This window comes from Rhodococcus sp. 05-2254-2, from assembly GCF_002259095.1.
In the GTDB taxonomy this organism is placed as follows: Bacteria; Actinomycetota; Actinomycetes; order Mycobacteriales; family Mycobacteriaceae; genus Rhodococcoides.
This window is the reverse complement of record NZ_NOZJ01000016.1, coordinates 88,146-102,107: the sequence shown is the minus strand read 5'-3', so window position 1 is coordinate 102,107 and position 13,962 is coordinate 88,146. Positions and strand designations below refer to the sequence as shown.

Below are 13,962 nucleotides of genomic sequence, written 5' to 3'. Positions count from 1 at the left end.
GCCCCACCCCAGGCCGGTCGGGGTGGCTTGCGTATACCGAATCTCGTGGCAGTCACGCCGACGCTGGGGTTGGCGGATGGACGTTGCCCGAGGGTGCGTAAGAGAGGAATCGAACCGCATCCGATGAGCAGTTGATGAGGCGCCGATGCTGCCGCGAATTGGTGGTTATATGCCCCGGATGTGGGAAGGTCGCTGCAAGCCTTACTCGCTTCGCATCGCCGTTTGCAGCGTACCCCCCATGTCAAGGGGTGTCGAGCGCACATAGCTGTTCCCGCGACGGTCAGTCGCAACACGGAACGCGACTTGCCCGTCCCCAATCGCACCCTCACCGATAGAGCACTGGTGACCGATCGGTGCGCCACTGATGGGGCCATGAACGCATGCGCTGCAGCGCGAGATGAAAGGTTGTCGGAAAAAGATTCACCGCGGCTGTCACAGAAGTCGACGCACCTGGATCTACCTGTTCTCGAGAAGGCACGACGAGACAGGGAGTCCCCATGAGCGCACCGACACGACTACACGTAGCGAGGGCACGTTCGAGGAGCAGTCGATCTACGGCCGGCCCCCTGAGTCCTGTCATCGATCGAGGAGCGCTGCCGAACTTCGCTCGGATCGAGACCCTCAGGCTCGACGATCCCACCAACCGGATCGTGACCCTCGCAACCACCGACGAGGTCTGGTCGCTCGTCGTCGAGTGGAATTCGAGCAACCTGCTCGTCGACACCGAAGACGAACGATTGATCAGACTTGTCGATGCGGCTCTCCGCGCTGCGCACTGCCAGCCTCACGCCGCGTGCCGTTTCACCCTCGACTACAACCCGACCCATCTCAACAACGAAGTCGGCCGACGCAGCGTGGCCTTGACCGCAACGATGCGCCCAACTTCCGGTGACGGGATCCTGATCACGATCACCCGGGATGCATGATGTGCGCGCTACCCAACCCGACTCAGGCACCCCTCGACGGATACCGGTCGCTACGTGATGCACCCTCGCTCGACCCCCAGAACAATCCGTGGATCCGCAACTGTGTGCTCTACGTTGCCGGTGGAGTCGTGTCGGCAGCACTGGGCCCGATCCTGAACCTCGACACAGCGATCGCATGGGGTGGAGCAGCACTCGGCGTCGGCGCGGGCGCGGCCGTCAGCTACAACGGCTATCGCGCCACGATCCGAGCCGAAGAGACCGATCGTGCGATCGAGCAGCTCTGCCGGCTGACCGCGTCACCGCCGACCCGTGATGTCCTGACGGCGACTCGGTGGAGCGGCCAGTGGCCCGGCCGTCCGGGCAGAATCACCGTCCGCTACCAGTCGGCCGCGCTCCTTCTCGACGAACAGTGGGAGCCCCGCGTCGTCGAATTGCTCTCCCAGCAGAGCTGGGGCCGGTACCGGATCCAGAAGCACAACACACGCAAACGCCGTCTCGTTCTCGTCCCGGACACACGGTCCGTCTCCGAGACGCATGTCTCGCCCGAACTCGTCAAAGCCACGCGCACGATTCTCGCGCTGCTAGGGCCGACCGGAAAGATCACCAGACACGAGACGGACCCGAGCACCGGGGATCTTGTAGCTGTCGAAGCCACCCATGAGGTCGGACATCGACTCGAGTCCGAGGGCTATCGGGCCCGAGTACAACGAGTAGTGAGCGTCAATCTGCCCGGTCGGTGGCGTGCTCGCTGGAACCTCGAAACGGACTGGGTGCGTTTCGAGGTGCGCCCGACCTTTCCGAAGAAGCTCTACAACCCGGCCGGCCTCGGCGACGCGGAATCCACGACCGATCTCGGCGACCTCGCGCACTCCGACTACGACTCGGTCGCGATTTCGTACGGCGAGGACGAGGACGGCAACCCCATGGTGTGGCGGCCGGCGATCGACCCACACTTCATGCTCGTCGGTGCATCCGGAACCGGAAAGACCGTCACCGCACACACCCTGCTGACACAGCTCACCGCGCACGGTTGGCCGGTATGGGTCGTCGACGGAAAAGGGGTCGAGTTCTTGGGCTTCCAGGACTGGCCGAATGTACAGATCGTCGCCAGCCACATGGAGCACCAGGTCGCGGTCATCTATCGGTTCTGGAATCTCATGGAAACCCGGTACTCGCTGATCGTCAACGGAGAAGCTACCGAGGCCGACTTTGAGCCCGTCGTTCTGTTCATCGACGAGTACGCCGACTTCCGAGGCAACCTGCTCAACTGGTACTCGAGCATCAAAGGTAAGGGTGATCCCACCAAGCCGAAGACCCTCCAGGAAGTGGCGTCGATCGGACGAAAAGGCCGCACAGCGAAGTGCCACATGGTGCTGGGAACGCAGCGACCCGATGCCGAGTACTTCGGCGGCGACATGCGAGACAACTTTCGCCAGCGCGTATCGATGGGCCGTCTGAGTCCGCAGGGCGCGTTGATGATGTGGGAATCGGCAACCACTGGAGTCGGTATCCCGCGCGGATGTCGTGGGCGGGCGACCAGTGTCAACGACCACAACCAAGCGGTCGAAATTCAGACCTACTTCACTCCCGACCCCCGCAAGACTGAGCCCGGGGCCGACGACGCAGCGGTGCTGGACCGCCTGCGTCCTCTCGAAGTGCGGCACGAGCGGTTGGTGATCCTCGACCCGGATCCCGGCGGCACCGTGGACGGCGACGAAGAGATCCGTTTCCATCACGTCTCCGGCGCGCCCTGGGCGCGCGCGTCGGACCATCCCAATCTCGATCCCGTCGCCAGGCGAAAGACGCGCGCGGACAGTGATTCAGCTCGTCGCGCATCGTCGCCGATGGCAATGCTCAATCTCGACACCCCCACCGTTCGCCAGCCCAAGCCCGACGCGCAGACGCCGAAAGAAAAAGCCGTGTCCGGCGTCCCGGGCTCTCCGATGCACAAGGACCGCCCGCACCTGCAGGTGGTCCCCGACGCCGGTACCGACGTCGACGACTGGGAGGGCTACGGCGAATCCGAAGACACTGCTCCGGTCGACCTCGTTGCCGGCGACCTAGTTCTCCTCGACGAGGACGCCGGGATCTGGGTCGTCGTCGACAACGAACCCGACATCTACGGAGACGAGTCGGGTGACGACATGGTCGGGCTGACCTGGCGTGGCGACGGCGACGACGAGGGGGTGCTCGACATTCCTCTCGACGCGACTGTTCAAGTTCGTCGCCCCCTTGCCCTCGCCACCTGAATCACTCTGCGACACACACGATCAGAAGAGGAACAACCACATGTCCCAACACGGCAACAACAGCAAAGCCCTCTCCGACGACGATCAGATGGCGCTGATCTGGATCGCCCCACTCGCAGCCACCATGGCTCTCGGATCCGCAGGCCTGTGGTGGTCGACGGCAATCGCCTGGCTGGTCGAGCACTCCATTCTGATCGCCAGCGAGGCATCCCCGATGGTGCAGATCCCAGCATCGGACGGTGCCGGGCTCGACGGTCGACGACTGATCATCGCTCTCGCCGTCGTCGTCGCCCTCGGTGCCGTCGCGATCAGCGCCGGCCGCTCGGCCTACTCAGCCCGACAGGCTCGACTGCACCGAGGAGACCGGGGATGAGAACGAAAGCCACCAGTGGTCGCCGCGCAGAACTACGCGCGATCGCGAGCAGAGAATCGTTCACGATGCCGCTCGGTCAGTGTGTCCGAGACAGCAACTGGGCCGCCCGCGAAACGGCGGTCGCAGAGCTGCTGCAGTCACGGATCCCACGTCTCGAACGGCGCCGGAAAGCAACCGTCGCTGCAGCGCATCTCCTCGAATCGTGCGAGACCTGCCCGCTCGCGGCCTTCGTCGCATGCCGCACAAGAGCCGAGGCAGATAGCTATACCGGCGTCGCGGCAGGCGGACTGTACGACCGAGGAACTCTCATCACCGAAGAAAAACGACCCGACGGTCTGGACGCGATGCACTCCCGCGAGGTAGTGTCCCCAACATCTGATGTGCGGTCTGACCAACCGCATCAACTGAAAAGGGATGCACCATGACTGACGTCGACGTGGTTTCGCGTACGCAAAACAATCTTTCCCCCGCACTGTGTGATGCAGTGCCCGATAGCAATACAATGAATCCTGACCGGAATACCGGTTCATGGAGTCGCTCGACGACGTCGAGGGGTGGTTCCTTCGGCCCGACGAGCGACGGCAGTGACGCTGCGCGTGCGCGACGTCGCTCCACTCCCGCGGCGGGATCTAACAGAACATCCCGCCGCGGGAGTGCCTCGTCGGTACCCTCCGGACCCGCCCGCCGCCACCTGCTGTCGTTGCGGCTCGGCGGTATGCCCGACCAAATGATCCTCGATCTCACGAAGCTCAGCCTCAGTGATGTGGAGACAGTCGCCAACCACAAATGCTTCGAGACCACCGCAAGCATCTCGAAAGCTATTCTCGACGTCACCTTCCACCCCACCCGGGGACGGGCGATGACCTTAGGTGTCGGAGCTCAGCGACGGATCCGGGCCCTCGTCGCGATGGGCTACTCGGTGCAAGCGCTGTCCGAACTGACCGGGCTGTCGGTGCCCAAGCTTTCGACGTTGCCATCGGATCAAGTTGTCCCCAGTGAACTCTGGTCCGTCATCAACGACGTCTACGACCAGATCTCCATGACACCCGGCCCCGACGAGCAGGTCCGGAATGCAGCCCGTGAGCAGGGATGGGCGACGCCTCTTGCTTGGGACGATGACGAAATCGACGACCCCCGAGCACGTCCACATTCGCCCCGAGGCATCCGCGGCGTGGACGAGGCGGCCGTCTACCGTCGCCTGTGCGGCGAATGGAGACTGCCGCTCACTCTTGCAGAGCAAGCCGAGATCGTAGGAATTTCGCTCCGTCGGCGGTGGTCAACCGAGCACCTGGCCGACGTACTCGGAATCGATCTCGACTCAGCGGTGAAAAAGAAGGTCCGCTACCGTGCCCGGATGGCCGTGCACGCCGCTCGCTCCGATGGTGAACGAGAAGCCGATGTTGCGTAGCGACTACGTCAGAAGTGTCGTGGTCGCTCTGGCGGCAGGCGTCCTATGGGCCTTGATCGAGGCGTCGTCGGCATCCTGGGCCAGCACTCAGGCATCAACTGCTGCGACTGTCGGCCGCGTCTCGATTGTCGCGATAGCAGTGATCGTCGGGGTAGCTCTGTCGGCCGCGCTGCGGACCACCGTCATCGCGGTGTGTGCACGGGTCGAGATCTCCGTCGACGAGGCGGCGCTGGGGACGAAAATTCCCGTCATCGTCTCCGGTGTCGTGTGGGGCGTCATCTCCGCTTTCGTCAGTACTCCGACGAGTGCGCCGCCGGCGGCAATGCTGTTCTTGGCTCTGGTAGTGCCCTGGATTGCGTGGATCGACCAACGCGTGCAACGGATTCCGACTGCTCTTGCGTATCTGGCCGCCAGCGGAACTGCAGCAATGATCTTGCTCACCGGTGTCGTTCACGGCACCTGGGGCGCGGTCGGTCGCGCCCTTCTGGCCGGCCTGGCCGCCGGCATATTGTTCTTCGCGCTTGCAGTGCTTCTGCGCGGCGGAATCGGTATCGGCGATGCGCGACTGGTGGTCTCGCTCGCGATGGTCCTAGGCTACGTCGGCTGGACATCCCTCGGTGCGGCGCTGGTGTTCTCGATCCTGACGGCTTTCGTCGGAGTGATAGTCGTGCGGGTCCTTCGAGCGATCAGATCCGAGCCTGCACGGTCGCATATCGCGCTGGGCCCGTACCTCGCACTCGGCACCGCGCTCACTCTCGTCGCATCCTGATCCGCCTGCGCGCAGTTGCGTCCTGCTTTTTCTTCCCTCCCCGAACTCGACAGCTCCCGAAGAGGTGATTGCCATCATGGCGAAGACACATCAGACCGCATGGACAGCCATTGCCGCAGCCGTGATGGTCGCTGTGGCGGCCGCGGCTGCCGTGGTGATCACGACGGATCACCACGAGGCCGACACTGCGCCACCACCACCCCAGGTCTTCCACGACGTCATCACCGTTGCGAGCCTTCTCGACGCCCTGCCCGTCGTCGACGATATCGACAGCACGGCCAGGTGGCCCGACGGTCAGCGCTTGGCGGAACTTCTCGTGCGGCCGCCAGGCAGCGATCACGGATGCGACACCAGGAACATCGCATTGGCAGCGGAGCTCGAGGCCGTCACATTCGCTGCCGGAACGGACAATTGCGTTGTGGCACAGGGCGTGTTGAATGATCCATACACCGGTGTCACCGTCGAATTCGATGCAGCATCTGAGAAAGATGCTGCAGCAAGCGATTACGTCTACCCGCTGGACGCGGCGTGGGCGTTGGGTGCTGCTGCATGGGCACCCGAACAGCAGCAACGCTTTGTCAGCGACGTACAGACCAACATCATCGTCGCCAGCGCGCAGGCAGTTGAACATCGAGCCCAACGTGGGCTTTCTCAGTGGCATCCGAGCAACGACGACCTCGCATGTGCATTTGCGGCGAAATATCTTCGTGTGGCGCAGACATACGCCTTGCCCATCACCCGCGGTGATGCTGTCGCGGCCACGCAACTCTGCGGTCTCGGCAACACCGCGGTGACAACTGCGGGCGAGACCGAACCGGCGAACTGACCACACGATCGGCCACACAAATCTCCTCCCCAAGAGGAAATGAAAGTCCCTCGCACACAACATGAAAGAAGGAATCTCATGCCCAAGACCGCCGACCAGGCCGATGCAACCACCCGCGAGATCCTCGGCCCGCAGTTCACCGCAATGCGCAACCTTGTCGAAGCAGCCGAGAACAGCCGGCAGAAGGCCGAAGCAGTCGCCAAAGCGCAGGCCGAACATGTCGACTCGACCGCCGAATTCATCGTGGCCTACGACGCCGCCAAAGCTGCAGGCTTCACCACCGCCCAACTGAAGAAGGGCGGCTACGTCCGGCCATCACTGAAGGGAGTCGCAAAACCGGCCACCAGCAAGAAAGAACCCACGCAGACCCCGCCGGCAGAAACCGCCGCCACCGGCGGCGAACCCCACGGGCACGACAGTGGGCAGCAGAACCATGCCGCACCGGCGTCGGAGGAACACCGGAGTGATCACCACAACGAGCACGGCGAGCACGACGCCATGGCGAGCTGACATGACATCCCGTCGACAACCAGAGGGGGCTGTGCGATGAGCACCGACCGAACCGACGCGATCACCCATATCGAGCTGGCCTGCGACGTCTGCGCGCTGGAACCCAGGGACGGGGGAGCGGGACCGCGGGGCGCATGGTGGGCGGTGGCCATGAAAGATTGCTGCGCCGGCGGACAGCTCATGGCCCACCTCGCGTGCGACGAGCACTTCTTCGATCTGATTTCACAGAAGCTGCCCGGCGTATGCACGAGTTGTGGCCACCTGAGCCGGACCCTGTCCGACGTCGTCGATGTCGCATGGACGATAGGAACCGGAACCGACCTGCCCGGCCGGCCGGGACGATGACCCAAGCTGTCGCACTGCTCGGTGGAGGCGTCCGCCGAGCGTGCACTTGCTGCAGCGCTGTCGAATACTTCGGCGGCGCTGCAGGTCGAGTCGGTACCGCCGCCCCCCGCGGGGCCGCAGTACCGACTCTGTATCCGGGACCGCAAGACCCCCTCCGGGTGAGGTCCGATGTCCTCCGCGCGCCGTAGTCGTAACCGCGTCACCCCAGACGGGGGCGCGTTCGACCCCGATCGAGGATCCAGCGGAGAGCTGGAGAAGAAGCAAGGGGTGGTGCTCCCGCACGCATCCTTCGCCGACCGAGCCGCGAATCGCGAGCATGCCCGCGGCCTCGATACCGACATCGAAGGACTGCCCGGTCTGACACGCGCGCGCCGCGACCTCGAACGCGCCTTCCCCCGCAACACCGCCGCGCCGATCACGAACGAACGAAAAAGACGTTCGCTGCCGGCCGCGATCGAACTCCGTCGAAGCCTCAGCGCCCGCCAGCGCAATGCGCGATCAGCCACCAAAAGGACTGTCGAGCAGAGCGTTCCCCGAGCCCAGCACCGTGCGATGAGCACACTGATCGGAGATCCAGAAAATTGGAAACGCACCAACGACGCATTGTCCGATGTCAACGGTGATGCAGTTCGGCTCGACGACGACCAGCGCCGCCACATCCAGAGAGTCGACCGCGCAATCCAGCGATACGAGCGTGAGTCCGGACGTGGACACCTGGTCTACACCGTTGTGAGCTTGCCCCACGCCGTCATCCATCCATCCGAGCTACCCGAGACCCTCTCACCCGGCTCGGTCATAGCTTTCGACCGCTTCACCGGCGCCCGCCACTCGATCCACGAACTCGACGCACACAGCCATCCGACGGACGCCGTATTCGAGATCCAAACAACACGAGGGCTGTACCTCGGAGCATCGGACAAGGGCGACGACACGAGCCACCTCCTCCCACGGGGCACCCGCTACCGAGTCGTCAACTCGCACTTCGTCCCCTACGAGCGACCAGGTCAGAGGGTCAGGGAAAGGCTCGTCGTGCAACTCGAAGACATCGACACGGACTGACCATCAGCGAAAGGAACAAACAGACATGCCCACCGAAAAGGCCTCACCGCCACCACACCGACGAGAACGCCGCGCACCATGGCAATTTCATCCAGACATCATGCCGCGCGCCGACTTTCGCGCCGTCCAAGCCGAAGACCCCCAGACCGGACCCATCGACGGAGCCATCGACACCGGCGAAGAATCGGAATAGAGACGGTCACTTGTCATGGGCCCTGCGCGATCGGATGCTCTCGTCGAGCCACTCCGCACCATGATGACGGCCACAAAACGTGATACGCGCCCAAAACAAACCTCATCGGTTGCTTCTAACGTAGCCAGGGTGGAGCATACGAGTCATGCCTGTCTCTGAACTTCTGCGCCTCGGCAATGCTCGACCAATCGTCCGATGGGGCGACCCTGTCCTGCACACATCGGCTCGACCGGTGACCGACTTCGGTCCTGATCTGCAAAGTCTGCTTGCCGATATGTTCGCGACCAATACTGCTGCGGACGGTGCCGGCCTCGCCGCTCAGCAGGTAGGCATCGACCTTGCGGTGTTCATCTACGATTGCAGTGACGAGACCGGGACACGGCGAACTGGTGTCGTCTGCAATCCGGTAGTCGAACTCGCCGAAGGAAACGATCGACACCTCATCGATTTCGGTGAAGGATGCTTGTCCCTCCCCGGCGCATACACCGACCTCGCACGGCCAGAGTTCTCTATCTGTCGAGGACAGGACCAGTACGGTAACCAGATCGAACTCAACGCAGGCGGCACGCTCGGGCGTTGTTTCCAACACGAAACCGATCACATCAACGGTATCGTTTTCGGCGACCGCCTCTCGAAGCGCAAACGTAAACAGCTCTATCGTGACCACGAGACGGTCTCTGAGCAGTACAGCAACGATTGGCCAACACGATAGATTCTGCTCCGGAAGCAGTGACCGCTCTGCTCCGCCTACCCACCCGGTGACGTCAAGACCTTCACGAAGCCTGACATTCATCTACACGAAACAGTAGGTCGAACCCTCAACGCATCCATGGCTCGCTATTGCACGGCAACGGACCATATGGTCTTGTATCCTGGGCTAGGGAACAGGAGTTCGGGGAACATATGCCTTACGCAATGGCTGCGGCGTCGCTACGGGCCGCGATTCCAGAGGTAGTGACGGCGTACAGAACCACTTTGCTACGCGAGAATAGTCCCCTCGGGATCAATCCGGGGGTGTGGTCACAGTGCCGCCGCCAAGCACTGGCAATCCTCAACGAGTGCGTAGATGCATTAGGCCTTCCCACGTCTTCGACTACTCGGTCGGCGATTCCAGACGAGTACACCCGGTTGCTCGGCTCGCATCGAGCCCTACAGGCAATACCGGCTTCGGAGTCCGTGCGAGCTGTGGAGATTCTGTGGTCATCCCTTGAGCCTGCAATAGAGCTGGCCGCCAAAGAGGCACCCTTGACACACCGACCTGGGGTCTGGAGACGCATCAACGCCGCTTTTCGCCTTGCTGCCGGTGGCCGCCTTCACACGGGCATGCTCAGCTACGAGGAGACCCGAGGCCATTTGAGGGACAGGCAACTTCGAGTGCTTGAGGCCGCGTCAGACGCATCTTTGACCAACCGGGAGCTTGAAGTCTTGGAGGCTGTGGCGTTCGCGATGACCAACCGGCAGATCGCTCGCACTCTGAATATTTCAGAGCTCACAGTCAAGCGGCATCTGTCCAACGCCTATCTGAAACTTGGGGCGTCGTCCCGTATGGACGCGTTGCACAGGCTATTCGGCAGCCGCATCTAGCGGCCCGCAATTTCATACCGCGCGCACCAGGAGGGTGCCGAGCATCGCGAGGTTTGCTGCGTACTGGGTGGCCATGAAAGCGCGGTACCCGCAGCGCCGTGCCTTCAGGTCATAGTCGTTCGCCCGCGCGCATAGCGCCATCACCCAGAGAGCTCCAGCAGTCAACGGCAATGTTCCGAACAGTGCGAGCGGTGCCCATAGCAGTGAGGCGATCGGTGCGCATACTCCAACGACAGTCGTTCCGAATATGGCCAGCCGCCGTGCAGAGCTGAGTCCACGTTGCGCTGCCAGAGTGCGCCTCCCACCAATGGCGTCCCCGTGGGCATCGGATAGGTCCTTCACGACCGCTCCCACCAACGCCATCCATGTTGCCATCGATGCGCAGAAGACTTGTTCCGTACGCCCAAATCCTCCGCCGCCGGCGGCCGCTCCGGCAGCATAACTTGCCCAGCCGAGGCCGAATATCACTACAGAAGAAGACAAACTCCAACGCTTGGCAGCCAGTGGCGGTGCCGAGTACACCCACCCAAGCGTCAGGAAGGCGAAGGTCCAGCACCACATCTCGCGCCCCGCAACTGCAGCCATCAGCAGGGCTGTGATCGCCGTAGCCACGCTGACCCACCGGGCTGTACGGACTGCCAGTTCCCCCCGCGCAATCGGTCGCTGCGACGCGTTTGCCACATCCTCAAGGACGTCAGTCACACCATTGAACAAGTACGTCGATATCACGACGGCCCACCAGGTCAACGCGCCGGCCGCTAATTGTCCGACACCGACAGGCCCTGCAGTCGCTGATACGCCGGCAATTCCAACCGCGAATCGAAGCAGATAGACACCTTGGACCTGCGGTCTGGCCTCCACGAAGCACAACCATGCATTTCTTGCGGGACTCGACGCGCCCCCAGGACGACCTACCTGTGTGCCGTGCTTGACCGACTCACACCGATACGACCACCCATCTGACACAGCCGGAGCCTAGCTGTCGCAGTGCACGAAGGTTTCTGCCCGGACTTGTCTTCGCTAAAACTACATCCAAAGTTGTAGTTTTCTGAGGTATTACCTACTCCCTTCGTGCCACAAAGGGGACCAACGTATTCGCTGCTAGGCAGACTCGACTGGTACCGAAATGCACAGCAGGCGTACTGCAACTCTCCGAGTAAGCGAGGACCATGAGCAATCCGTTCGACGATGAAGACGGCAGCTATTTCGTTCTCACCAACGAGGAGGGGCAGCACTCTCTCTGGCCGGTCTTTATCGACGTCCCGGCCGGTTGGTCAAGAGTGTTCGGCGAGGCCAAGCGGACTGCTTGTCTGGAGTACGTCGACACCCACTGGACCGATTTGCGCCCCAAGTCACTCGCCATTGCTCAGGCCGAAAACCGCAGCCAGACAACTAATGTCGGACCAACTATGCGGCCGGGAACGACCAATTCGGTTGAGGGCATCCCAGCCGATGCCTACCACAACGAAATTAGGTCGTAGCTCGATGGGAGCACAGTCAGGCTCGTCCGTCGCGGACGTTGTTGGGGTCGGTTTTGGACCCTCCAACCTCGCTCTCGCGATAGCTCTTCAAGAGTCCATCCAGCCCGGACCGGTGCCGGCAAAGTTCAGCATGAAGTTCTACGAGCTCCAGCCTCGTTTCGGCTGGCACCGTGGGATGCTCATGGAGGATGCGACCATGCAGGTCTCTTTTCTCAAAGACCTTGCCACCATGCGCAATCCGATGAGTCGGTATACGTTTGTGTCCTACCTCCGAGAGAAAGAGAGAATTGCTGAGTTCATCAACAGCAAAACTCTCTACCCACTGCGGGTGGAGTTTCATGACTACCTGGAGTGGGCAGCTAGCCAATTTCAGTCAAACGTCTCGTACGGGTCCGAGATCAAAGACATCCGACCAGTAGTCGAGAATGGCGTGGTGGAGTACGTCGATGTAGTCGGCCCAGATGACGTTGTTCAGCGGGCGCGGAACATCGTGATCGGAATGGGTTTGACGCCTCGACTTCCCGATGGTGTCAACAGATCTGAGCGGATCTGGCACAGCTCCCAACTGCTGGGCAGAGCAGCCGCAGTTACATACGTCCCTCAAAATTTTGTCGTCGTGGGCTCTGGCCAAAGTGCCGCCGAAGTTGCTGACTACCTTCATCGGACTTTCCCTCGCGCCAATGTGCACACCGTCCTGTCCCGCTACGGCTACAGCGTCGCCGATGACAGCCCGTATGCGAATGGAATTTTCGATCCGGAGGGAGTTGACCGGTTCTTCTCCGCTCCGACCGACGAGAAGCAGAGGCTCCTCGAATACCACGCCAACACCAATTACTCAGTGGTCGATCTCGATATTTCACAGTCGCTGTATCTCAAGAGCTACCAGGAGAAGGTCCTGGGCAAACAGCGGTTACGGATGATCAACACCTCGCGCGTCACATCCGTCGACGAGGACACAGACGGCGTACGGGTCGAGGTCACATCCTCGGCCACCGGTCTGACCCATACCATCGAAGCAGACGTGATCGTCTACGCCACCGGCTACCGGCCAAGTGACCCGGCACCGCTACTCCAGGGCCTGATGCGCGAATGTAAGCACGACGAGCAGGGACGGCTCAGCGTGGGACGCGACTACCGAGTGACGACGTCGGATGCGGTGCGCGCCGGTATCTATGTGCACGGTGCCAGTACCGAACACAGCCATGGACTTTCTGCTGGTCTCCTGTCCAACACTGCAGTCAGATCCGGTGAAATCGCCCAATCCATTCTCAGGAGATGACCATGTACGTCCCCCGGATCTACAAGGCAAGTGATCGGACATGGCTGCGCCGCGTGGTTGCGCAGTACCCTTTTGCGGCTCTGATCTCAAACGGCCCCAAGGCCCCGTACGCCACCCATTTGCCAGTCATCTGTGCTCCCTGCGCCCCTTCAGAGAGCGAGGACTTAGAAGGATCGACACTGTTTGGGCACATGAACCGGGCCAATCCCCACTGGGACTCGCTCGTCGACGGTGCGGATGCCCAACTTATTTTCACCGGGCCTCATGGGTATGTCACCCCAAGTGTCTACCAACGCGATTCTGTAGCACCGACCTGGAACTACGTCTCGGTACATCTCCGAGGAAAGCTGCAACCTGTTGCCGATTTCGAGGAGACGCTCAAGGTCGTTCAATTGACAGTCAGTACGTACGAGCAGAAATTCGGCAGCGGGTGGGAGATGGACAGTTCGCTGGACCACTACCGAAGGATCGGTCCGGCTGTGGGTGCATTCAGTTTTGAGGTGGAATCGGCGGATGGCATGTTCAAGCTCAGCCAGGAGCAGAACCTCGAGACCAGGCGACGGGTGGCGGACCACTTCAGCGCGAACCACGCCGGGCGAGGCAAAGAACTAGCTTCGTTCATGCGGGAGTACAGCCATGGTGACTACAACAACTTCTGATGGGGACATGTCGGACGCACCGACGGAACCCACGGCCCGGGAGCCTTTTGCGCCAAAAGAGCATTCCGTGCCCGCCATTTGTAAACCTTCAATTTCGCACCGGCTCAGCCATTTCGGCCTGGTCTGTTCATCGGTTTACGGATGCAAGCGGAGTTTATAAATTGTGCTACTGCTCTCACGCACCTTGTCCGCCGCCATTCCGACTCGTCGAGCAGGTCAATCGTTCTACCTTCGGAATGAAGTTGGGATTCCGGGGGATTGCTTCCGGACCAAAATCCGGCAAAAGAGCCGACCGGCGAAC

Annotated in this window: 16 protein-coding genes; 15 read left to right on the top strand and 1 reads right to left on the bottom strand. The window is 61.8% G+C overall.

The features are described 5' to 3' along the window. Positions 1–497 precede the first annotated feature (497 nt). The 12 genes from CH283_RS18980 (at position 498) to CH283_RS29055 (ending at position 10,242) form a co-directional block, all read left to right on the top strand. A complete protein-coding gene (locus tag CH283_RS18980; RefSeq protein ID WP_015586151.1) occupies positions 498–926 on the top strand; it encodes a hypothetical protein in 429 nt (142 codons plus the stop codon). Continuing rightward, positions 926–3,175 (top strand): FtsK/SpoIIIE domain-containing protein, encoded by a 2,250-nt coding sequence (locus CH283_RS18975; protein ID WP_052049378.1) that lies wholly within the window; start codon positions 926–928, stop codon positions 3,173–3,175. The genes CH283_RS18980 and CH283_RS18975 overlap by 1 nt, the downstream gene beginning before the upstream one ends. Positions 3,176–3,215: 40 nt before the next feature. Next, positions 3,216–3,548 carry a hypothetical protein gene (locus tag CH283_RS18970; RefSeq protein ID WP_015586153.1) on the top strand — a complete coding sequence of 111 codons (333 nt, stop codon included), beginning with the start codon at positions 3,216–3,218 and terminating at the stop codon, positions 3,546–3,548. A gap of 715 nt (positions 3,549–4,263) precedes the next feature. Then, entirely contained in the window at positions 4,264–4,956 is a 693-nt protein-coding gene (locus CH283_RS18960; RefSeq protein WP_052047787.1) for a hypothetical protein, read from the top strand. After that, a complete protein-coding gene (locus CH283_RS18955; protein ID WP_015586156.1) occupies positions 4,946–5,725 on the top strand; it encodes a hypothetical protein in 780 nt (259 codons plus the stop codon). The genes CH283_RS18960 and CH283_RS18955 overlap by 11 nt, the downstream gene beginning before the upstream one ends. A gap of 76 nt (positions 5,726–5,801) precedes the next feature. Then, the gene (locus CH283_RS18950; protein WP_015586157.1) at positions 5,802–6,551 is read left to right on the top strand and encodes a hypothetical protein; all 750 of its coding nucleotides are present in this window, start codon (positions 5,802–5,804) and stop codon (positions 6,549–6,551) included. 78 nt (positions 6,552–6,629) lie between these two features. Further along, positions 6,630–7,061, top strand: a complete 432-nt coding sequence (locus tag CH283_RS18945; RefSeq protein WP_015586158.1) for a hypothetical protein — start codon at positions 6,630–6,632, stop codon at positions 7,059–7,061. 36 nt (positions 7,062–7,097) lie between these two features. Then, positions 7,098–7,406, top strand: a complete 309-nt coding sequence (locus CH283_RS18940) for a hypothetical protein (RefSeq protein ID WP_015586159.1) — start codon at positions 7,098–7,100, stop codon at positions 7,404–7,406. Between the two features lie 168 nt (positions 7,407–7,574). Then, on the top strand, positions 7,575–8,465 hold the full coding sequence (locus tag CH283_RS18935) for a hypothetical protein (RefSeq protein ID WP_015586160.1): 891 nt from the start codon (positions 7,575–7,577) through the stop codon (positions 8,463–8,465). A gap of 25 nt (positions 8,466–8,490) precedes the next feature. Continuing rightward, positions 8,491–8,658 carry a hypothetical protein gene (locus CH283_RS28375; RefSeq protein ID WP_155289036.1) on the top strand — a complete coding sequence of 56 codons (168 nt, stop codon included), beginning with the start codon at positions 8,491–8,493 and terminating at the stop codon, positions 8,656–8,658. A gap of 145 nt (positions 8,659–8,803) precedes the next feature. After that, positions 8,804–9,370: a peptide deformylase gene (gene def / locus CH283_RS18930; RefSeq protein WP_015586162.1), complete on the top strand. Its 567-nt coding sequence runs from the start codon at positions 8,804–8,806 to the stop codon at positions 9,368–9,370. Positions 9,371–9,561: 191 nt separating this feature from the next. After that, positions 9,562–10,242 (top strand): helix-turn-helix transcriptional regulator, encoded by a 681-nt coding sequence (locus CH283_RS29055; RefSeq protein ID WP_015586163.1) that lies wholly within the window; start codon positions 9,562–9,564, stop codon positions 10,240–10,242. 12 nt (positions 10,243–10,254) lie between these two features. Here CH283_RS29055 and CH283_RS18920 read toward each other — a convergent pair whose 3' ends face one another. Continuing rightward, a complete protein-coding gene (locus CH283_RS18920) occupies positions 10,255–11,103 on the bottom strand; it encodes a UbiA family prenyltransferase (RefSeq protein ID WP_015586164.1) in 849 nt (282 codons plus the stop codon). A 308-nt stretch (positions 11,104–11,411) separates the two neighbouring features. Here CH283_RS18920 and CH283_RS18915 point away from each other — a divergent pair, with 308 nt between their 5' ends. Genes CH283_RS18915 through CH283_RS18905 form a run of 3 tightly spaced genes read left to right on the top strand, consistent with a single transcriptional unit; the run spans position 11,412 to position 13,661 of the window. Next, positions 11,412–11,723, top strand: coding sequence for an MbtH family protein (locus CH283_RS18915; protein WP_015586165.1), 312 nt, complete (start codon positions 11,412–11,414; stop codon positions 11,721–11,723). Next, entirely contained in the window at positions 11,695–13,002 is a 1,308-nt protein-coding gene (locus tag CH283_RS18910) for a lysine N(6)-hydroxylase/L-ornithine N(5)-oxygenase family protein (RefSeq protein WP_441344164.1), read from the top strand. The genes CH283_RS18915 and CH283_RS18910 overlap by 29 nt, the downstream gene beginning before the upstream one ends. Further along, on the top strand, positions 12,999–13,661 hold the full coding sequence (locus CH283_RS18905) for an FMN-binding negative transcriptional regulator (protein ID WP_202902192.1): 663 nt from the start codon (positions 12,999–13,001) through the stop codon (positions 13,659–13,661). The genes CH283_RS18910 and CH283_RS18905 overlap by 4 nt, the downstream gene beginning before the upstream one ends. Positions 13,662–13,962 lie beyond the last annotated feature (301 nt).